Origin of the sequence: Slackia equolifaciens (assembly GCF_003725995.1) — a bacterium.
GTDB lineage: Bacteria > Actinomycetota > Coriobacteriia > Coriobacteriales > Eggerthellaceae > Slackia > Slackia equolifaciens.
The window spans coordinates 42,383-62,947 of record NZ_QIBX01000014.1 but is presented as its reverse complement, the minus strand read 5'-3'; the positions used below and the strand labels follow the sequence as shown (position 1 = coordinate 62,947).

The 20,565-nt window shown below is 59.8% G+C and carries 16 protein-coding genes, 1 tRNA gene and 1 pseudogene; 10 read left to right on the top strand and 8 right to left on the bottom strand.

Annotated elements, in window-relative coordinates:
* Positions 1-2 precede the first annotated feature (2 nt).
* Complete coding sequence (locus DMP06_RS08070) at positions 3-1,358, bottom strand: MATE family efflux transporter (protein ID WP_123209232.1); 1,356 nt, start codon at positions 1,356-1,358, stop codon at positions 3-5.
* A gap of 816 nt (positions 1,359-2,174) precedes the next feature.
* Between DMP06_RS08070 and DMP06_RS11875 the strand changes: the two are divergent.
* Positions 2,175-2,297: pseudogene (locus DMP06_RS11875) on the top strand (helix-turn-helix transcriptional regulator); the annotation flags it as partial.
* Between the two features lie 752 nt (positions 2,298-3,049).
* On the opposite strand, the gene DMP06_RS11870 reads toward DMP06_RS11875, so the two are convergent.
* The 7 genes from DMP06_RS11870 to DMP06_RS08030 form a co-directional block, all read right to left on the bottom strand.
* The gene (locus tag DMP06_RS11870; protein WP_123209230.1) at positions 3,050-3,265 is read right to left on the bottom strand and encodes a DUF6440 family protein; all 216 of its coding nucleotides are present in this window, start codon (positions 3,263-3,265) and stop codon (positions 3,050-3,052) included.
* 210 nt (positions 3,266-3,475) lie between these two features.
* A complete protein-coding gene (locus tag DMP06_RS08055) occupies positions 3,476-4,072 on the bottom strand; it encodes a helix-turn-helix domain-containing protein (RefSeq protein ID WP_123209229.1) in 597 nt (198 codons plus the stop codon).
* 129 nt (positions 4,073-4,201) lie between these two features.
* A complete protein-coding gene (locus DMP06_RS08050) occupies positions 4,202-5,344 on the bottom strand; it encodes a DUF1648 domain-containing protein (protein ID WP_123209228.1) in 1,143 nt (380 codons plus the stop codon).
* A 4-nt stretch (positions 5,345-5,348) separates the two neighbouring features.
* A complete protein-coding gene (locus DMP06_RS08045; RefSeq protein ID WP_123209227.1) occupies positions 5,349-5,873 on the bottom strand; it encodes a GntR family transcriptional regulator in 525 nt (174 codons plus the stop codon).
* 228 nt (positions 5,874-6,101) lie between these two features.
* Positions 6,102-7,301 (bottom strand): MFS transporter, encoded by a 1,200-nt coding sequence (locus tag DMP06_RS08040; RefSeq protein ID WP_123209226.1) that lies wholly within the window; start codon positions 7,299-7,301, stop codon positions 6,102-6,104.
* 3 nt (positions 7,302-7,304) lie between these two features.
* Positions 7,305-7,727, bottom strand: a complete 423-nt coding sequence (locus tag DMP06_RS08035; protein WP_123209225.1) for a universal stress protein — start codon at positions 7,725-7,727, stop codon at positions 7,305-7,307.
* A 698-nt stretch (positions 7,728-8,425) separates the two neighbouring features.
* A complete protein-coding gene (locus tag DMP06_RS08030) occupies positions 8,426-9,676 on the bottom strand; it encodes a multidrug effflux MFS transporter (RefSeq protein ID WP_123209224.1) in 1,251 nt (416 codons plus the stop codon).
* A 448-nt stretch (positions 9,677-10,124) separates the two neighbouring features.
* Here DMP06_RS08030 and DMP06_RS08025 point away from each other — a divergent pair, with 448 nt between their 5' ends.
* From DMP06_RS08025 to DMP06_RS07985, 9 genes are all read left to right on the top strand, one after another.
* Positions 10,125-10,556, top strand: coding sequence for a hypothetical protein (locus DMP06_RS08025; RefSeq protein WP_123209223.1), 432 nt, complete (start codon positions 10,125-10,127; stop codon positions 10,554-10,556).
* A gap of 18 nt (positions 10,557-10,574) precedes the next feature.
* Positions 10,575-10,802: a hypothetical protein gene (locus DMP06_RS08020; RefSeq protein WP_148042514.1), complete on the top strand. Its 228-nt coding sequence runs from the start codon at positions 10,575-10,577 to the stop codon at positions 10,800-10,802.
* A gap of 485 nt (positions 10,803-11,287) precedes the next feature.
* Positions 11,288-11,364 (top strand) — tRNA-Arg (locus DMP06_RS08015).
* A 154-nt stretch (positions 11,365-11,518) separates the two neighbouring features.
* A complete protein-coding gene (locus DMP06_RS08010; RefSeq protein WP_123209221.1) occupies positions 11,519-12,868 on the top strand; it encodes a magnesium transporter in 1,350 nt (449 codons plus the stop codon).
* Positions 12,868-14,313, top strand: coding sequence for an Nramp family divalent metal transporter (locus DMP06_RS08005; RefSeq protein ID WP_123209220.1), 1,446 nt, complete (start codon positions 12,868-12,870; stop codon positions 14,311-14,313). Before DMP06_RS08010 ends, DMP06_RS08005 begins: the two co-directional genes overlap by 1 nt.
* Before the next feature lie 447 nt (positions 14,314-14,760).
* On the top strand, positions 14,761-16,041 hold the full coding sequence (gene serC / locus DMP06_RS08000) for a 3-phosphoserine/phosphohydroxythreonine transaminase (RefSeq protein ID WP_245962434.1): 1,281 nt from the start codon (positions 14,761-14,763) through the stop codon (positions 16,039-16,041).
* Between the two features lie 142 nt (positions 16,042-16,183).
* A complete protein-coding gene (locus tag DMP06_RS07995; protein ID WP_123209218.1) occupies positions 16,184-17,347 on the top strand; it encodes a phosphoglycerate dehydrogenase in 1,164 nt (387 codons plus the stop codon).
* Positions 17,348-17,550: 203 nt separating this feature from the next.
* Positions 17,551-18,831, top strand: a complete 1,281-nt coding sequence (locus DMP06_RS07990) for a DUF1015 domain-containing protein (RefSeq protein WP_123209217.1) — start codon at positions 17,551-17,553, stop codon at positions 18,829-18,831.
* A 234-nt stretch (positions 18,832-19,065) separates the two neighbouring features.
* The gene (locus DMP06_RS07985; protein WP_123209216.1) at positions 19,066-20,553 is read left to right on the top strand and encodes a citrate synthase; all 1,488 of its coding nucleotides are present in this window, start codon (positions 19,066-19,068) and stop codon (positions 20,551-20,553) included.
* The last annotated feature ends 12 nt before the right edge of the window (positions 20,554-20,565 follow it).

Sequence of the window (20,565 nt, the reverse complement as noted above, 5' to 3'; positions counted from 1 at the left end):
TGCTAGAGCGTCTCGTCCTGTCCGGCGTGCCTTTTGGCCCAATGCCGGGCGTACAATGCGCCGACGACGGATGGGAGCGCCGGGGAGGCGGCCTGGGCGGCGAACACGCCAAGGTAGCCGAAGCCTGCCGCGCCCAGCAGGACGGCGAGGCCCACCCTGCCCAAGAAGGCGTCCGAAAGCGAGTTCGCGAGCACCACGCGCGGGGCGCCAACGGCGAGCGCGAACGAGTCGAAGGCGTACATCGCCGCGTAGAAGAGGCCGTTCACGCTGCAGGTCACCCGCAGGTAGAGGACCGCCGCGTCGACGACCTCCGGCGTCCGCGCGCCGAGCGCGGCGACGAGCTGCGGGGCGAAGATCTGGACGAGGGCCTGCATGGCGAGCGTCACGCCGACGGCGAGGGCGAGCCCGACGCGCAGCGATTCGACCGCGCGCGCCGGCCTGCCGGCGCCCACGCACTGCGCCGCGGCGGTGGTTATCGCCTGCCCGACCGCCCAGCAGGGAAGGCCCGCGAGCGTGCTCGCCTTGAGCCCCACGCCCGCCGCCGCGGCGACGTCGGCCCCGTAGGAGTTCAGGATCGCGGTCACGGCCACGTAGGAGACGTTGATGACCGCCTGCTGCACGGCCCCCGGCACGCCCAGGCGCAGCACCTCGAGCGCTTCCGCCCGCGCGTCGCGCAAAGACGGAGCGAGGGAGCGGGCGCCGGGGAGGCGCGTACGGGCGACGGCGAGCGCCGCCGCTCCGGCGGCTCCCTGCGAGGCGACGGTCGCCCAGGCGGCCCCCGGGACTCCCATGCCGAGGCCCGCGACGAGCAGCAGGTCGAGCGCGACGTTACCCGCCGCGGAGAGCGCCATCGCCAGCATCGGCGTGCGCGCGTCCCCTTGCGCCTTCAGGAACGCGCAGGCGGCGTTCATGAGGAACGAGCAGCAGGACGCCCCGCCGACGACGCGGATGTAGGAAGCGGCGTCAGCCGCGGCTCCGCCCGGCACGCCCATGGCGGCGAACAGTGGGACCGCCCCGAAGAAGGAGGCCGCGGCGATTGCCGCCGAGAGCGCGGCGCAGACGACGAGGAGCGCAGAGAAGGCCCTGCGCTGCCCGGCCAGGTCGGCGGCGCCGGCGCGGCGGGCGACGACCGCGCCACCCCCGGCTGTGAGGCCGATCACTATCGAGCTTATGACGAAGGCGACCGATGAGGCGTTGCTCACGGAGACGAGCGCCGTCTCGCCCAGGACGTGGCCGACGATGGCCATGTCGGCGAACTGGTAGAGGTACTGGAGCAGGTTGGCTGCGACGAGGGGCGCCGAGAACGACGCCATGCGCCGGGGCAGGGAGCCCTCGGCGAAGAACGCTTGTGTTGACATGGGTGAAAGCCTTTCGAATCCGGACGGAGGCGGCGCGCCCTGCGGCCGCCTAACCTGCCGCGCCCCGGACGCCCCGGAACGCGAAGACGCCGCGGACGAGGGCCCGCGGCGTCTTCCGGTCAAGGCACGGCGCGGCGGGCGCCGGGTCCTAAAGCCCAGCGCCTCGCGCCGACGTCTCTTTCCTATATCACGCCCTGCGCGCTGCCTCGTCGGCGGCTGTGCCCAGGGCTTCTCCAATGCAGAGCGGCCTCATCGCGTGCCTTCCGTGTCGGATTCGCATGTCGGCGGCCACGGTACCGCTTCAGGTGCAGCATGTCAACGGGTCGGTGGGGCGGGTGCGGGAGAAAGCCCCTGGCTCCTCGGCCAGCCTCTTCCGGGTCGTCGAAGAGAATCGCAGGATGAGGCGCAAGAACGAGCGGCTGAAGAGGGGGCGTTCGTCTTGTCCAGCGAGGGGGCTTGGACGGTCTCCAGGGTGTGCGCCATCCTGTTTGCGGCTGGCTATCTCACCGCCGCTCGCCTCTCCGGCTGCGCCTTTGGGAAAGTGGACATCTGGCCGGGGCGCCAACGATGCGTAGTCGGTGCCCATGAAACATTTCGTTGACGAGGGCGGTTTTTCTCGCACACCAGCCTTTGAGCGGTTTGGCGTGCGAGTATGTCGAACGATATGGCTTCGTTTTCTGCCGCGTTGGGGCTCGGGGGAGGGTTCTTTCTGCCCGGCGAGGCGGGTCGCGTCGCATGTAAAACACTTTATACTGCGGTTTTGTCACCTTTCGCCTACGTTGAAGGCGTCGGAAGGCCGCGGGAGGATGGACGCGCATGGATATTGGAAACCAAATCAGGGAGCGAAGGCAGAAGCTTGGGCTCTCCCAAGACGAGCTCGCGCAGAGGCTCTATGTGAGCCGCGTCACGGTGAGCCACTGGGAGACCGGGAAGACTTTGCCCGACGTCCAGGGTATGCTCCTTCTCGCGAACCTTTTCGACGCGACGATCGACGAGCTGGTGAAAGGAGACGTGGCCGAAATGCGCGAGATGGTGGAGAAAAACGATCGGAGGACGAGGTCGGCTGCCATTGCGCTGGCGGCGGTGGAGGTCACCGTTGTCGCCGTGCTTGGCATCATGGCGACGGTAGAGCGCGACTACCTGGAGCCAGCACTGCGCCTGTTGCTCGCGGTTTTCGTTCTGGCGTCTACCGCGGTCTTCCTCATCGCGCGCCGCCAAGGGGGCGGCCGCGACGCCAGGAGCGCGGCCGAGCTTTTGGGGGCGGCGTCCGGTGATTCCGCCGAGGCGGCGCGCGAGAACGCCTCCGCCAACGCCATGCGTTTGGCGCTCGAGGTCTTCGTAGGGCTCGTCGTGGGCATTGGCGTGCTGGTGTTGGGCGGTCTGCTGCTTGGTGTGCGGGAGTTCACCGGGCTTGCGGTAGCCGTCTGCGTCGCTGCCGCGTTGGCGGCGGCGCAGATGTTGGGTCGCTACACAAGGCCCGCGTGGTCGGCTGCCATCCTGCCGGCGCTTTGGATTGCGGGAGCCGTCGCGCTTGGCGTTGCGGCAGGCGGCTTCGGTTCCCCACGCGATTGGTTCGCCATAGCCGGCGGCGCGGTCGTGCTGCTCATATTCTGGGTTGGCGGCAGAAGGCGCCGGGGGGTAGGACTTCGGGCGCGGCAAGGCGTCGCCCTCGCCGCGCCTCATGCGCTTCCTTATCGGTCGAGCAGCTGGCCCATTGCCACCGGGTCGTTTTCATCCAAATGGGTGACGAGGGGCGTGCCGTCTGCGTTCAGCATGACCGATACGCCGCATCCGCTCGTCATATTGGACGAAGCGAGCAGGTAATTTACGCCGGTTTCGGTATCTACGAATACCTTACGCGCGTTGGTGACGCCCTGGGAGTACACTTCTACAAAACGATCGCTCATCGTTTTCTCCTTCTACAAAAGCTTGAAATTAGATCTATATCGCAGCCGGTCCGCGCGCTGACCGGTCTGGCGACAATGGTGCGTCATGGGCCCAACCGAATGGGTCATGCGCATGAATGGGTCGAAAAGGTAAGCAAATGGGTTGGCGGTTTGATCGGGTGGGCAAACCATGCAACCTGCAGGCCGACGGCCCACAAGCCCAATCGCCCGCTACCCCACCAGCTTTTGAATGATGCTGAGGAGCCCCCATCCGCAGCAGAAGCCGAGCACGATCGCCACGGCGGTTTCCGCCACGAGCTTGCCCCACCATGCCCTTCCAGCCTTCTGGTTCTCTTCCCTCAGCACGTCCGGGTCTGCTCCTTGCATGAATGCCTCGATGGCCTTGTATGTGAACAGCTGGTTGTCGTGCTTGATTTTTTCCGCCATTCCAGCGGCTATGGCCGCGGGGATGAACAGCGCGACGGTTGGCACCAGGATCACCGGCAAGCTCAAATCTAGCAACGTAGTTGCAACGGCCCAGATGGCTGACCCCGCTCCGCACACGACCATGACCACGCCGAGTTTGTTCAAGCGTTTGGCTTCTTCAGTGATAACCGACTTCATTTCCTCAACATCTCCTTTGATCAGCGAGTCGACGCTTACCTCGAAGAGGTTGCTCAAAAGAAGCAGGCTTTGCACATCGGGATAGGTGCGGTCGGTTTCCCAATTAGAGATCGTCTGGCGCGAAACGAAGATAGCCTCTGCCAGTTGCTCTTGGGACATACCCAGCCGCGTGCGGTGATTCTTGATGTGCTGGCTCAGTTCCATGTGCAATCCCTTCTGGTTGGAAATGTGCCGGAATGCGGAAAACTTTACCACCGAATGGTTTTGACATGGGGCGCCACGGTGCGAAATAACCTTGCAAAAAGTCTTTTACATAGTAGTTGAACTGGGGTTTTATACAAGCATGCCCACGATGACAACGAACAGGATGGTGAATGCGGGCACGCTGAGCATGACCGCCCAGGCGGCGGGACGCGCGAAATTCATCGTCCACCCGATGCCGAACCGTTCGGGGACGATGAAGCTTGCGTCATCGGGGTTGAAATAGAACACCCCAAGCTTCCAATGGGCGTCCTCGTCGGCGAGCAGATGCTCCCCGTCTTGCATTCTTGTAAACATGCGCGAACCGGCTTGACCGTACACCACCGAAAGCGCAATGGCTCCAATGACCACGGGGATGCATAGGATCATAATGATGAATCCGGCTTGACCGAGCCCGATGAGCCCGGCGGACGAAAGCATGAAGAGAATTCCGATGCCCCCGCTTACGAGCACCCCAACAACAAGCAGATAGATGCTTTGCGCGCGAGCGAACATGCCATACGCGAGCGCCGAGGTTGCCGGCGCATCGGGGTCGCTTGGGCGCTTCGACCTCAGAATCATCCAATGGCTCAGCATGAAGCAGGCTGCCATAAATACTTCAATGGCCAGAGGGAAACCGAACACCGTTCCGATCGTCTTGGGTTCCCAGCTGTTTACATTGCCCGCGAAATCGGCATGCATGGGAATCATGTCCGGCATTGACGGGTACAGCGTCAGCCCCAAGGCGAGCGTTGCGAGGATGACGGGGATGTAAAGGAGGTTCCAGGCGAAAGGAACCGCGCCCGGCATATCGGCTTCGGCGATGGTGGCAATGGTTTGCTGCGCTTGCGCCGCCCATCCCTCTTTGCGTTTGATTCGGATGACCTTGCCGCGATTGTGCAGCATGAGCGCGAACGAAAGAATCAGCGGGATGAAAAGTGCGGCGCATTCCAGGAAAATGCCGATGCCTATGGGGCCGCCGTCCGTTTGGTCGGCTCCCTGAATCATGAGTACGCCGGCTATGAGGGCGATAACGGTTGAAACGCCGGTCACAGCGAGCATCGCCGTTGCGTATCGTTTTTTGAGCGACACGAGGCGTGGGTCGCGCTGCGCCGCTGCGGGAACGGTAACGGCGAAGCACTCATTGCGGCGCATGAGGTACGGAGTGAACGCAAGAAGCAGGCCCATGGCGAGCGTGAGCGATGCGAATGTTCCGATGGTCGCGATGGCTATCATGCTCTCACGCCCCTTGAGGTGCGGCGCTGTCGGAGCCCAATATGTTGGCGCTCTCGCCGGGGCGTTCGGGCCGCAGAGCACCGTCCTTGGGATCGAGCCCCAGCACGTGCACATCGCGCTTCGCTCCGGCGACGCCCGGATCGGCAAATACTCGATCGGCCTGCGCTTGCGCCTCTTTAAGAAAATCCTCCTCGGTGCCTCCCTGCGCGCAATGCTCGAGGGCGAGCTGGTAGAGGCTCGCGCCGAGCTTCTCGGCGCTGGCGGCCTTTTTTTCGGGGCTTGCCAGCTGCTTGAAATCGGCCACTACAGCTCCCGCCCGTCCCCTCATGAGGAGATAGCCTTCGTCGCGCAGCACGGCATACGCCTTGTTCACCGTGTGCAGGTTTATGCCCAGATCGCTTGCGAGCGCGCGCACGCTGGGCAGCCTGTCTGCCGGCAGCAGCTCGCCGCGCGCGATGGCGGCTACAATCTGGTCGCGAATCTGAAGGTATACGGGGTTGGGCGACATCTGGTCTATGCGAAGGATCATGACGGCTCCTTCTGACGCGAATAAAAGGTTAAATGTTATATATCATATATAACATTTAACGATGGACGGTACAAGTGCCGCGTTCCCCGAAAGTCTTTGCCGGAGCACCCTCTGTCGTGTGCGCATTTGGCAATGCGGTCGATTGAGCCTGCATGGTTCTGCGGTGTTTCCTGCCGGGCGGTGCTTTATGGCGATTTGCGTCTGTGAATGGCTCATCAGGGGAGCCGATCACGGACGCTTTCGTTTGGCCTGGCCTTTCGCTATAACCGCCAGATAGAACACCATCGCCACGCCGATGAGTCCGGCCATTGCGAGGTATACGCCGTTGTATCCCACCAGGGGAACGAATGCGCCTAGCAATACCGGGCCCAAACCTACGCCACCGTCCATCAGCACGTAGTACGTTGAGTTGGCCAGGCTGATGCGCCGCACCGACGCCTTCTGCAACGCTATGGTCAGGCCGCACGATTGCAGCGTGCCGATTCCCGCTCCCAAAAGCGCCGCGCCCAGCAGCAGGATTGCGCCGTTGACCGCCAGCCCCACCGCCGCCATTCCGGCAATCGCCAACACGAAAGCGGGAATCATGACCACATTGGCTCCGCGTCGGTCAAAAATCTTGCCAGTGAACAGGCGCGATATGAACATTGTGATCGCGTAGGCGACAAAGAAGAAGCTTGCGGCGGTTTGGATGCCCGCCCGTTCGGCGTACGACGATAGAAACGTCAGGATGCTTGCGTATCCGAAAAACACCAGGCACGCCACGACGCCGATAGGGATAGCCGTGGGCTCGATGAAATCACGCAGATGCGCCCCGCCGCCTGCGAACGGCTTGCGCTCCTCGCGCGGAGGTTTGAACCATAGTAGGCTGGCCAGGCAGATAAGAGCAATGGCCAGGCACACCGCGAACAGCCCTCGAATTCCGATTGCCTGTGAAATTGCCATGCCCATGAAGGGCCCGATGGCGGTGCCGAGCGTATTGCTCAGCATGAAATAGCCTACGCCTTCGCCCTTGCATTCCTCCGGAATAATGGAGGTCACGATGGTGCTCACCGCAATGGATGCCGCGCCGTATGAAATGCCGTGCAGGATTCTGATGATGAATAAAAACGCCAGCCCCAGATTGAGGAAATACAGTGCCGACATTACGCATTCGGCAACCACGGCAACTATCAGCATGCGCCGCCGACCGATGGAGTCCAGGATGCCGCCCCCAACTAGTCGGGCGATAAGGGCGCCTACGATGAAAATGCTCGCCACCAGGCCTGCGAACGATGCAGGAGCGCCGTATTCCTCCATTGCATAGTCGGCCGTGATCACCATGAGTGCGAAATAGTTCGCCATGATGAGAAAGTTGATACCCGCACCGATAATGAAGTCGCGCGTCCAGAGCTTGAGCTTTGGTTTAGGCTGTGCCTCTGTCTGTGCCATGGCTTATGCGTGCATCCCTTCTTTTGCGATGAGCACGGCGCATTTCTCCGAGCGCTGTACCACCGCGTAGCTTACGCTGCCCAGATATCCTTTGGCGCCGCCCACGCCGCGGCTACCCATGACGATCAGGTCGCACTCATTGTCGTGAGCGCATGAAAGCAGCAGGTCAGCGGGTGAATCGCCACGCAAGAGCTCCACACGGGTTGGGTTAGGCACCTCCGCGAGCTGCTTTTCAAGGTCGTCGGCCAGTGCTTCGGCTTGACGGATGATGCTGTCTTGCGCGACTCCAGCGCCATATATCTTCAGAATATGCGCCGCGATGATTTCTATATCTTGATCCTGTTTGGCTACGTCAACCGCCAGCTTGAGTGCATTCTTAGAAGCCGCCGAACCGTCATACGCTAAAAGAATCCGCTTGCACCACATACGCTACTGCCTCCTATGATTGCGTTGCCACATGCTGTATTGCTACACGCTGCGTTGCTGCACGCGCCCGATGATACTCTTCGTTCCCGAGGCGTTCCACCTTCTTTTCATCCGGCACGTGTTCCCGAAGTGCCCCACACCTTTTCATCCGCCGCGCGGAAAGGCTCTGCCATGGCAACGGTGTCGTACTCGCCTCGCCCGTCAGCATGGAGCATTCGCTGAAGATGTCTTGATCGCCCACTTCGAGCGCTTTGTTAAAACTCTTTACCCGCCAACTTCGATTCCTCGGTATAAAAAACGCTTTATCTGCCAACTTTTAAGGTCCTCGGTATAAAAACATCGTTATATGTGTGGCCGTCTAGCACGATTGATGTAAAAGTGTGCGGTGCGAGCAGGGCGGAGTTTTTTGACCTGGTATTTTGTGAAAGTTCCTGCTGAGTTTTTGGCAACACGCAGCGTTTACGGGTCGAGGGAAGGTTCATATAACGACGTTTTTATACCGAGGGCGCCATTTCTTAGCAGATAACGCTGTTTTTATACCGCTGGCAATGTGGCTGATTGGGAGCCAGGATGGGATCGAACCGGATGCCAGTCGACCTCGATCCCGAGCTCAATCCGTGTCGCTCAGTCACCTCGACCAGCGGCACGCCCCGCTCCGTAGCGTTCGCGCTCAGCCCGCGCCGTTCGGTCGCCTTCTCCTAGAGTGGGCTAACCGGCGTATCGTCTTTCACGCACACGAGAGGAATGTGGCTGCGTAGCAGCGCCACCCACCCAATAAGGCTTACCAGCATGAATCCCGCCATCAATGCGCCCACGCCAAACACGTAGGTGGGCCACGGCAGCGCGGCAAGCACCATGCCGAAGCTGCCGATGCATGTGCGAATGCAATTCATGAGGGCCGACGCGCTGCCGGCATCGTGTGCGTTCTGCTCCAGCAGGATGTTCATGCTGTACGGGCGCGTGCACGATTCCGCCAGCGCGAACACGATGAAAATGCCACAGAACACGAATGGGTTGCTTCCGCCTATGAGCATCTCCGCAACGCCGGTGCACGCCGCAAGCGCAATCATGACGGTCGTGAATCGCCTTACCGATATGCGCCTCGACACGGCTATCCAGATAAGCGGCCCCGCTGCGGTGACGATGGCAGCCACGGCGAAAAACGCGCTGTATCCGGCTTCTCCCACTCCGAAATAGTCAACGTAAATGTAAGATCCAACGGCGATGTAGCCCATGAAGCCCACTTCAAATAGGCTTGTTATCAGCAGAAACGTCATAAATCCAGGGTTGCGCCCCACTACGGCAAGCTGCCCTATGGTGTGAGCGAGTCCTCCGGTGTAGCGGTCGCCTGCATCAAGCGTCTCCTCGAAGAGCACGGCGAGCACCAGGCACAGGGCGCCCACAATCGTGAGGATCCAAAACGTCATGCGCCAATCGGCAACCGCCAGCACCCCGGCGCCGATGACGGGTGCGGCGGCGGGTCCCACCACGAACAGTACTTGAATGATGGAGAGGATACGCTCGCGCTGCTTTACTTCGAACGAATCCTTGACCGCAGCGGTGCACACGGCGCTGATGGATCCTGCGCCCAGCGCCTCTACGATGCGCGCAGCGATCAGAAACTCGATGCTTATGGATGCCGCACACGCCGCCGACCCCGCGACGTACAGCGCGATGCCCAGCAGCAGCACAGGACGCCGCCCGAACTTGTCGCTCATCGGGCCAAACACGAGCATCCCCAGCGCGAAGAAGAAGTAATATCCCACGAGCGTCATATTCACCATGCCGGTGTCGGTGCCGAAGTACTCCGCCATATGAGGCACCGCGGGCGTGTACATATCCAGCGAAAGAGGCGTGATGACCGATGAGATAACCAGCAGAATGAGGAGTCCGACTGCCCCCAAGCGGGGCTGCGGTTTCACAAGCCATGTCGAAATGGTGCGGGTCATGGGCCTTTCCTCCGGTTGGGGTTTGCTCGTCTTACTTCGTTTCGCGCTCTTTGCACTGCGACCTGCGGAGCGAGGGGCGCGCCTCGAGTTGCGTGCTCTATCGGTGGTGCGGACCGCATGCTCGTTTGAACGGCCGACGTCGCAATCGTTGGGCGTGTGGGTTTCCGCCTTTCGCTTCATGTGCAGCGTTCGCCATTCTAACGCAGGTGCGTGACAAACCCAACGTAGGCGCACGGCAATCGATGCGGGGCAAACGGCGCTTCTGCTTTGCGTAAGGTGTCCTAGAGTTGGGTGGGCAGAAAAACCTTTATAATGGCAAGTACCAAAGGAAAAGCGCAGGTGTGGGGAAAGATGCGGGCGCTAGGGGAGCGATACGCGTCCTAAAGCATAGCCTGCACCGTGAAAGCGCGGATATGAAAACATAGTGTGGAACCAGAAGGGGGCATCCGTGGGTGTATTCAACAGGATGTTCGAGGGCGCCCGAGCTGAAAGTGCCGAGATAGAGCAAAACTTTCAGCTCTTGGTGGACGATATCGTGGGCACCATTCGTAAGAATCAGATCGACATAGAATGCCTTTTCGTCCTTGCCGACCTTATGGCAGAGGATGTGACAATTTCTGAACCTGGAACGAGTATCGGGGATCATCTGCGTTACCGGTTCGCCGACCATGGCTTTGCCTCTCCGTCGAACCCCGCACGGCTCGCCCGCTCCCTTGCCCAGCGCCTGAATTGCGATGTGGTCGAAGTATACAACGAGAAGTACGACGGCAGTCGTGGTACCCTCCGGGGCTATAGATTGGATTCGCGCGATTTCGCTCAAAAGCGCAGGGAGGAAGAAGAGCGGTGCAGGCGCGAGCAAGGCAAGCTGAGGAGGTGCTAGGCGATGAACGTTTTATGCATGTATGAAGATCCCAATAAAGGCGGTCTGATTGAATCGAGGAATCACGGCATTGTTGTTGATCTTGATACTGGGGTCAATTACTTTGCGAAGGTTAATTACTGCGTCAATGAGGTGATTTGTCCGCGATTAAACCCTGATGGCTCGTTGTTCGTTACTCCGAAGGCAGAGCTCGAACGCCTGCGCGCCCAGGCGAAGGGCCAGAATCACGGCCCGCGGTATATCTAACGGCATCGCGCATCCGGCGGAACGTCGCACTCCCGGATGTTCGTGTTTCAAGGTTCAAAACTCCCATGTATTGAAGTCGCATTTGCAAATAGGGCGAGTTTTGAACCCTCGTCTGGCGATTCCGGGCGCCTCCGATATTAATCGCCGGCGTTTTCCCGGGTCAAAATTACTCAAGACTTAGGAGGCCGCTCTTCTTCAAGGGTGAAGGGTTCAAAACTCGCCTTATTCGCAACTCAGCTGCAATTGTGTTGAGTTTTGAACCCTGGCAGGCCATTTGGGTGACGTGGGGCCGAAGTGGGGCGCGCGGATGATTCGGAGTTGGGACGAGTTATGCGCGCGGCGATACGGTTTGAGCCTCCGAGGCTTAAGTAAGTGGCAAACAAGTGAGCGAAACCGCGCGTCCGAAAAACTTTTCGGAAACTTGAAAAAAGTTCTTGCATCGGTACGCGGGCGGCGTTATTATAACCGAGCTGCATTTGAGAGCTGCGCCGTTACCTCAGCTGGATAGAGGGACTGACTACGAATCAGTACGTCGGGGGTTCGAATCCCTCACGGCGCACCACTTCTTTTTAAGAGGATGCAGTTGCGGCGCCTAGGGCGCCTTTTTTATTTGTCCGAAGAAAGGTCAGACTTGAAGGTTCGAAAACACATCACCCGTTAACGACCTTCGCCTGGGGCTTCTGCCGCGGCGCTGGTCGTCGCGCGAAAGGAAGCCCATGTTCTACCTCTCCAGCATGCTGGGTCGGCCGGTGTATGATTCCGCCGGCGAAAAACTCGGAGTCGTGTCCGACCTCGCCATCTCTACCGGCGAGGTGTTCCCCCGCATCACATCGCTCGCCTTCAAAGGGCCGGGCCGCACCCCGTTCATGATTAGCTGGCGCAAGTACGTCGCTGATTTCACCGAGGACGAGGTCACGCTCAACACCGAGTCCTACAACATTCGCTTCAGCTACCTCCAGCCAACCGAGGTCCTGCTTGCGCGCGATCTGCTCGACCAACAGATCGTGGACACGCAGGGAATGAAAATCGTGCGCGTGAACGACCTCAAGCTTTCGCCATCGGGCACGCAGCTGCGCCTACTGGGCGCCGAGGTGGGCATTCGCGGCATTCTGCGCCAGCTTCACCCCTTGCTTGAACGTGCGGTGGTTGGCGTATCGGGGACATTCCATAAGAAAATAGATGAGAAAATCATCGCGTGGAACTATATGGACCTGCTCGATCGCGACCTGTCAAAGGTGAAGCTCTCCGTTACCCACAAGCGCTTGGATGAGCTGCATCCCGCCGACGTGGCCGACATTCTGGAGCAGCTCGATCCCAAGCAGCGCGCCGAGGTGTTCAAACATCTGGATGAGGCTCGAAGCGCCGAGGTTATCGCCGAGCTGGAAGACGACGTGCAGGCCGAGACCCTGGACGATTTGGATGATCGCCAGGTGTCCAGCATGTTGGGTCAGATGGATCCCGACGACGCGGCAGATATTATCCGCGATTTGCCGTACGAGAAAGCCGAAACGCTGCTGCGCCTGATGGGCGTGGAGGATGCGGCCGAGATTCGTGCGCTTCTGGGCTATCGCGAAGACACCGCCGGCGGCATGATGACCACGCAGTTCGTGGCCATGAGCGAGACCTCTACCGTGCGCGACACCGTGGAAGTGTTGCGCGGGTTGGACGAGGATTTTCCTACCGTCCACTTCGTTTACGTGCTCGAGGAAGATACCGAGAAGCTGGTGGGCGTGCTCTCTATGCGCACGCTGCTTTTGGCGCACCGCGAGCAGCAGCTGCATGAGATTATGTATGACGAGATGCTTACGATCTCTCCCGACGACCCTGAGGAGGAAGTGGCCGACGACATCGCCAAGTACGACATGGTGGCGTTGCCGGTTGTTGATGAGTCTGGCCGTATGTTGGGCCTGGTCACGGTCGATGACGCGCTGGATGTCATCGAGGAGAGCACCGAGAGCGAGAAGACCACCAACCTATGGCTCAGAATTTTGGTGGGCGCTCTGTGCGGCCTTGCGTTCCTTGCGGTGTACACCGCTGTGCTCCTGCGTGTCGTGGGGGTCGTGTGATGGTTATCAAGAAGAATGCATCGTATGACGAGGTAATGCAGGCGGTTGCCGAAGGGGATCGGGATGCCCAGCGCCTTGTGCGAGAAAACGAGCTCTCTTCGCGTCAGGATTTAGATGCTGCCGAGGGCGCGCAGGCGCTTGGCGAAGGGGCGGCTTCCGGGGCGCCGGATGCGGCGGGCAACTCCGCTGGCGTGGCTGCTTCTGGTTCCAAGGCGCGTCCTAAACTGCTGCTCATCCTGGCTGCCATGGGTCCTGGCGTTGTGAGCGCCATGGCCGGCAACGACGCCGGTGGCATTTCAACCTATTCGACGGCGGGCGCCAACTTCGGATACGCCACGCTTTGGGTTATTCCTATCATGTGCGTGCTGCTGTTGGTGGTGCAGACCACCGCCGCGCGCATGGGTGCCGTTACGGGCAAGGGTTTTTCGGCGCTCATTCGTGAGCGCTTTGGCATTCGCCTGACCACCTTGGCCATGAGCGCGCTGCTGGTGGGCAACGTGGCAACCACGTTCTCTGAGTTCGCCGGTATTGCGAGCGGAATGGAGCTTTTTCATGTTCCTACCTGGGTAAGCGTGCCGTGCGCGGCTGTGGTGGTGTGGCTGTTGGTGGTCAAGGGCAGCTATAAAAGCGTCGAAAAGATTTTCCTTGCGGTGTCGTTGGTGTTCGTCACCTATGTTGTGGCGGCGTTTTTGGTGGGGCCCGATTGGGGCCAGGTGGCGCACGATACCGTGGTGCCGCAGGTACCCGCCGACCCAAGCTTCATTTCGCTGGTCATAGCCATGATCGGCACCACCATTGCTCCGTGGATGATGTTTTTCACGCAAAGCAATGTGGTGGACAAGGGCGTTACTGACGACCCCGAAGAAATGATGCTTCAAAAGGTGGACGCATGCACGGGCACCATAGTGGCGTGTCTGGTGGCCTGGTTCATCATCGTATGCACGGGTTCGGTGCTCTACCCCCAAGGCATCGCGGTTGATTCGGCCGTGAGCGCTGCAAGCGCGTTGGCCCCCATCGCCGGAGAATACGCGCAAGTGCTGTTTGCGGCGGGTCTGACCGCAGCGAGCTTTTTGGCCGCATGCGTGCTGCCCCTTACCACGTCGTTTGTGATTTGCGAGGCGTTCGGCTGGGAGGCCGGAATGGATTTCACCTGGAAAGAGGCCCCTATGTTCAAGGGCATCTTTACGGGCGTGATTGTGATCGCCGCTGTTGTGGTGCTGATTCCGGGGCTTAATCTGATGGGCGTCATGCTCACCGCGCAGTTCATCAACGGCATCATTCTTCCCATCCTGCTTGCGTTCATGGCGTTGATTGCTGCCGACAAGCGCATTATGGGCAAGCATAAAAGCGGCCCCGTGGGCAAAGTGATTATTTGGGCCACCGTAGGCATCGTGGCCGTGCTCACGGTAGCGCTTCTGGTGATGCAGGTGCTGGGGATAGGGTGACGCTCAAGCCAGAGGTTCCTTAACCTCACTTCTTAACCTCACTTTGTGATGATGTGAAGTTAAGAAGTGAGGTTAAGACGACGTGACGTCAAAATTTGCTGTTAAACAGCCGATAGAATGTGGCAGGGAGATATTTGTTTGGTCGCAGATGTGCGATACGGTGAGCTTGGAAAACGACATGCGTTCGCATAGGTAATTGACTGCCGCTGCAACGCGTAGCCGCTTTTCTTCCGTTCCGCCTCTTTCGCGTGCTCATGCCGCTTGAGGTGAGCCGGGTGATCCGAGAAGCCGGACGTGTCCTTTAAAAACTTTTTCGCTCTATTGTAATAAAGTGGACGAGAATCTTACGAATTGGCGCTACAATAGGCTGACCCGCTCGTAAGGCGGGTCTTTTCGTAATGGAAATCAGTGTGGTGTCCTGGTAGACAGGCGGGCGCGTGCGGCGGAATGCGAATACCCCAATGGGGCCTGCTCGCCGTGGCGCTGGGCGCAGTCGTGGAGATGCTGCCGCAGTTGCGCGGGACGATTGCGCCAGTGCCACTGCATGCCGGCGATGAAGCGTGCGACGCTTTCGAGGATGTGCGAAGGAGGATAGGCGCCATGACAAAGGTGTATAACTTCTCGGCGGGACCTGCGGTTTTGCCGGAAGCCGTGCTGCAAGAAGCGGCGGCTGAGATGCTGGACTACCAGGGGTGCGGCATGTCCGTCATGGAAATGAGCCATCGCTCCTCCGCGTTCAAAGGCATCATCGACCAGGCCGAGAAGGACCTGCGCGACCTTGTGGGCATCCCTGAAAACTATCGCGTGCTGTTCCTTCAGGGCGGCGGCTCCACGCAATTTGCTATGGTGCCCATGAATCTCATGAGGGGCATCGCGGTCGGCGGCGCCGACGGCTCGGTTGGCCATGCGGATTACATCGTGACCGGCACGTGGTCGAAGAAGGCCCTCGCCGAGGCGCAGCGTTTCGGAGACGCGCGCTGCATCGCCACATCGGTCGATACCAACTTCGATCGTGTGCCTGACATGGCTAATATCCAGGTCAACGCCGATGCGGATTATGTCTACATCTGCATGAACGAAACGGTGAACGGCAACGTTTTGCGCGAGCTGCCCGACACGCAGGGCAAGCCGCTCGTGGCCGATATGTCGTCGTGCTTTCTCTCTGAGCCAATCGATGTGGAGCGCTATGGTCTCATTTTCGCCGGCGCGCAGAAAAACGTGGGTCCCGCCGGCGTGACCATCGTCATCGTGCGTGAGGACCTGATTCCCGAGGGCGATCTTCCCGGTGTGCCCACCATGATGCAGTATCGTACGCATGCCGACGCGGGCAGCCTTTACAACACCCCGCCGTGCTACGCCATCTATATATGTGGCAAAGTGTTCAAATGGCTGAAAAGCCAGGGTGGTCTGGCGGGCATGCAAAAGACCAACCAGGATAAAGCCGCGCTGCTGTACGACTATCTCGATAAAAGCAATCTGTTCCGAGGCTTCGTGCGCCCGCAGGATCGCTCGCTCATGAATGTCACGTTCACGGCGGGTGATGAGCTTGACGCTGCATTCGTCGCAGAGGCCAAGGCGCGGGGCTTCGAAAACCTCAAAGGCCACCGAAGCGTGGGCGGCCTTCGTGCGAGCATTTACAACGCCATGCCCGTTGAAGGAGTTCAGGCGCTCGTCGAATTTATGCGCGAATTCGAAGCGCACCACTCGTGTTCATCACAGTCTATCTAGGGGGAGTGCGGCACGATATGCCGCTCTCGCAGCGTATGCGCCTTGCGGCTCCCCCGCCTCTCAACGCCGTCACCAAGCGGCGTTTTCTGTTTGACTACATGCGTTACTCAGGTATCCATCCAGCAACACGAGGAGATTCATCATGCGATACATCAAAACCATCGACGACATCACCAAAGACGGCCAGGTGACTTTTGGCGAGGGCTACGAGTTTGTGGCCGACGCCGATCAAGCAGACGCCATCCTCATGCGTTCCACCGACCTTCATGGCTACGACCTGCCTGAAAGCGTTCGCGCCATCGCCCGTTGCGGTGCGGGCGTGAACAACATCCCTGTTGAGGAATACGCCAAGCGCGGCGTCGTGGTGTTCAACTCGCCCGGAGCAAACTCCAACGCCGTGAAAGAGATAGTCATCGCCATGATGGTGCTTTCGAGCCGCGGCGCGCTGCAATCCATGCAGTGGGTTCGTGACAACGCCGACGACCCCGATATCTATACGCATGCTGAAAAGGCCAAAAAGGCGTTCGTCGGCCATGAGCTCAAGGGCAAGCGCGTGGGCGTAGTGGGCCTGGGCAACGTGGGGTCCAAGGTTGCCAACGCCTGTGTTCAGCTGGGCATGGATGTGTACGGCTACGATCCGTTCATTTCGGTCGAGCATGCGTGGGCTCTTTCGCAGGAAGTCCAGCGCGTGGCCACGCTTGAGGATCTGTGCCGCGGCTGCGACTATCTGACCGTACATGTGCCCTCCAAGGCCGACACCATTCGCATGATCGGCGCGAAGCAGATCGACATGCTGGCTCCCGGTGCGGTGCTCATCAACTTTTCACGTGAAACCATCGTGAATGAAGACGCGGTTGACGAGGCGCTACGTGCGGGTAAGCTTTCGTGGTTCGCCACCGATTTCGCCACGCCCAAAACGGTGAAGATGCCCAATACGTTCGTGACCACGCATCACGGCGCCGGCACGCTGGAGGCCGAGGCCAACTGCGCCGACATGGCAATCTCCGAGCTCAAGGATTATCTGGAAAACGGCAATATCGCCAACTCGGTGAATTACCCCACATGCTCGATGGGCAAGGCGCGCGCCGCGAGTCGTATTGCCTGCCTGCATGCCAACGTGCCCAATATGATCGGTCAGATAACCGCCGTGCTCGCCAAAGACAACGCCAACGTGCAGCGCATGGTTAACGAAAGCGCCGGCGAGAATGCCTACACCATGTTCGATACCGACGAGCACCTGGACGATGAGACCATCGAGGAGCTCAAGCGCATTCCGTCGATCTATCGCGTGCGCGTGATCAAGTAGTCATCCGTTGCCGTCCGCCGGAAGGGTCGCCTGCCCCGAACGGCACACCCGTTCAGCTAGCGCTCGCTTCGCTTGCTATGCGCCTCACTAGGCTTATCAGTTTTTGAATTGAATTATTTGAGAAAGCCGAATGCTGCCTTTTCGGGACAAGCGACCCTTCCGGCTGCTGAGTGTGTAGCGGGGCACGATGAAAGGAACTCCCTATGCTTATTAAGCCGTTTGCAGCCATCCGCCCTCGCGAAGATGTTGCGGCGCAGGTGGCGGCGCTGCCGTATGACGTGTATGACCGTACCGAGGCCCGGCGTGCGGTGGAGGGCAAGCCTCTCTCGTTTTTGAATATCGATCGCCCCGAAACCCAGTTTGCGCCCGACGCTGATATGTATGCGCCCGAGGTCTATGCCAAAGCCCGCGAGCTGTTCGATGCGCGAGTGGAGGACGGAACGTTCGTGTGCGACGAAGCCCCGTGCTTTTACCTGTATGAGCTTGAGATGGACGGGCGTGTGCAAACGGGCATCGTGGCGTGCTGCCTGATAGACGATTACCTGAACGGCACCATCAAGAAGCATGAGAACACGCTTGAGGCCAAGGAGCGCGATCGTATCAGCCACATCGACGCGCTGGATGCCCAGACGGGTCCGATTTTTCTTGCGTACCGCGACAACGCACAAGTGGCGCAACTTGTGGAACAGGCGCGTTCGCAAGAGCCGCTCTACGATTTCGTGGCCGACGATGGCGTGGCGCATCGCGCGTGGCGCATTGGTGCGCCGGCCGATGTGGAGGCGCTTGCTCAGGCGTTCGCGGGTGTGCCGGCGGCCTACGTTGCCGATGGGCACCACCGCACCGCATCGGCCGTGAAGGTTGGCCTCGCCCGCCGCGCCGAGCATCCCGATTATGACGGGTCCGAAGAATTCAACTATTTCCTTTCGGTTCTCTTTCCTGCAAGCGAGCTGGCTATTTTGCCGTACAACCGCGTGGTGCACGATCTGAACGGCTTAACCGTAGAAGAATTTCTTGCGCGCGTGCAGGATACGTTCGAGGTTCTGCATAAGCAATCGCAGCTGCTCGATCCGGTGGACAAGGGCGCTGTTGGCATGTATGTGGACGGAGAGTGGTATGGCTTGGGCGTGCTGCCCGAGCTGGAAAACGATGACCCGGTGGCGGGGCTCGATGTGGCCATTCTGCAGGAGCGCGTATTGGGGCCCGTGCTGGGCATCGATGACCCGCGAACCGATCCGCGCGTCGAATTCGTGGGCGGCATTCGTGGTCTGCATGCGCTTGAGCATCGTGTGATGCTCGCTGATGAGTCCGCGCGCGAGGCGGGCACGTTGAAAGAGAGGGGGCCCGCGGTCGCGTTCGCGATGTTCCCCACGTCGATCGACGAGCTCATGGCTGTGGCGGATGCCGAACGCCTGATGCCTCCCAAGAGCACCTGGTTTGAGCCAAAGCTGCGAAGCGGCCTGTTCATTCATCGTCTCGATGACTAACCGCGCCTGAGGTAACGCGCAGCCTCGAATTCAAACGATTCCGAACTTTTCTTTGAATTGAGGAAAGTTCGGAATCGTTTTATTGTTCCGAGAGTCGCATAGCGATGCCGCACGCCCTTACCGCTCTCCGTAACGGCTGCGTCACAGCTTGATTTCGTCGTTCCCAACGTGCGCGCTATCGCGTACTATAGTGCCCATGCCTTGAAGGGATTCATGCATGACGAAAGGGTTTATATGAACATATCCGCTCACACCGGGCGGACGGCTCCCGGCTCCTTCGCTCCCGTCGAGCGAACCGCCGCTTCCGTCGCAGCTCAAACAGGCCTGTCCGATCCCGACAACCTCGCTGCCGACCCCGCCGTGGTGGCTGCGGAGATTAAACGATCGCTCCCTCTTTATTCCGATTTATCCCACATTCATTCGATTGACCCCTGCTACTACAGCGCATACGATGTGAAGCGAGGCCTGCGCAACGCTGACGGAACCGGCGTCGTGGTGGGTGTAACCAACATATCCAACGTCCACGGCTATGTGGTGTCCGAGGGGGATAAAATCCCTGATGAAGGGCGCCTGTCGTACCGTGGCTACAGTATCAACGATTTGGTTGACCATGTGGTCGAAGAGGGCCGGTTCGGCTTTGAGGAAACAGCGTATCTGCTGATGGCGGGCGAGCTTCCCACGGCAGAACAGTTGACGTCGTTCCGCACGTTGCTTGATGCGGCGCGTAACCTGCCCGATGGCTTCACCGCCAATTACATCATGAAGCCGCCCACGCGTGACATCATGAACGCCATGGCTCGATCGGTGTTGCAGCTGTACGCGTTTGACCCGCACGCCGAAGATCGCACGCTCGAGCACGAGGTGGATGCGGCCATCATGCTGCTTTCGCGTCTGCCGCGCATTATGGTGCTGTCGTACCACGTGATGCGCGATAAATTCTTCGGCGACTCGATGTTTATCCATCACTACATCCCGGGTCAGACTACGGCGGAGACCATCCTTTCCATGCTGCGCCCCGATCGCTCGTTTACGTCCGAGGAGGCGCATCTGCTCGACCTCATGCTCATGCTGCATGCCGAGCATGGCGGCGGCAACAACTCGACGTTCACCTGCCGCTGCTTGACCAGCGCCGATACCGATCCGTACTCGGCTTATGCGGGCGCCATCGGCAGCCTGAAGGGCGCGCGTCACGGCGGTGCGAACAACCGCACGCTCAACATGACCGACGACATCAAGGAGCATGTGGCCGACATCACCGACGAAGGCCAAGTGGCCGATTACCTGCGTAAGATTGTGCGCAAGGAGGCCTACGACCGGACCGGCTTGATTTACGGTATGGGTCATGCGGTGTATACCAAGAGCGACCCGCGCGCCAAGTTGTGCCACAAGTACGCCGAGCGCGTGGTGGCGGGCACCGAGTTCGAGGCCGACTTCCGCCTCCTCGAGATTATCGAGCGTCTGGCGCCCGTGCTGCTCGCCGAAGCGGGAAAGAGCAAGGATATCTGTGCGAATGTTGACCTGTACAGCGGCTGTGTGTATACCGCGCTGGGCATTCCGCGCGATTTGCTGACGCCTATTTTCGCGTGTGCCCGTATGGCGGGCTGGAGCGCGCATCGTTTCGAGGAAATCGTGTCCAGCAAACGCATCATGCGCCCCGCTTACAAAAAAACGGGTCACGCTCGAGATTATGTTCCCATGGAGCAAAGGCAATCGGGCAACTAAAGACTAAGCGAG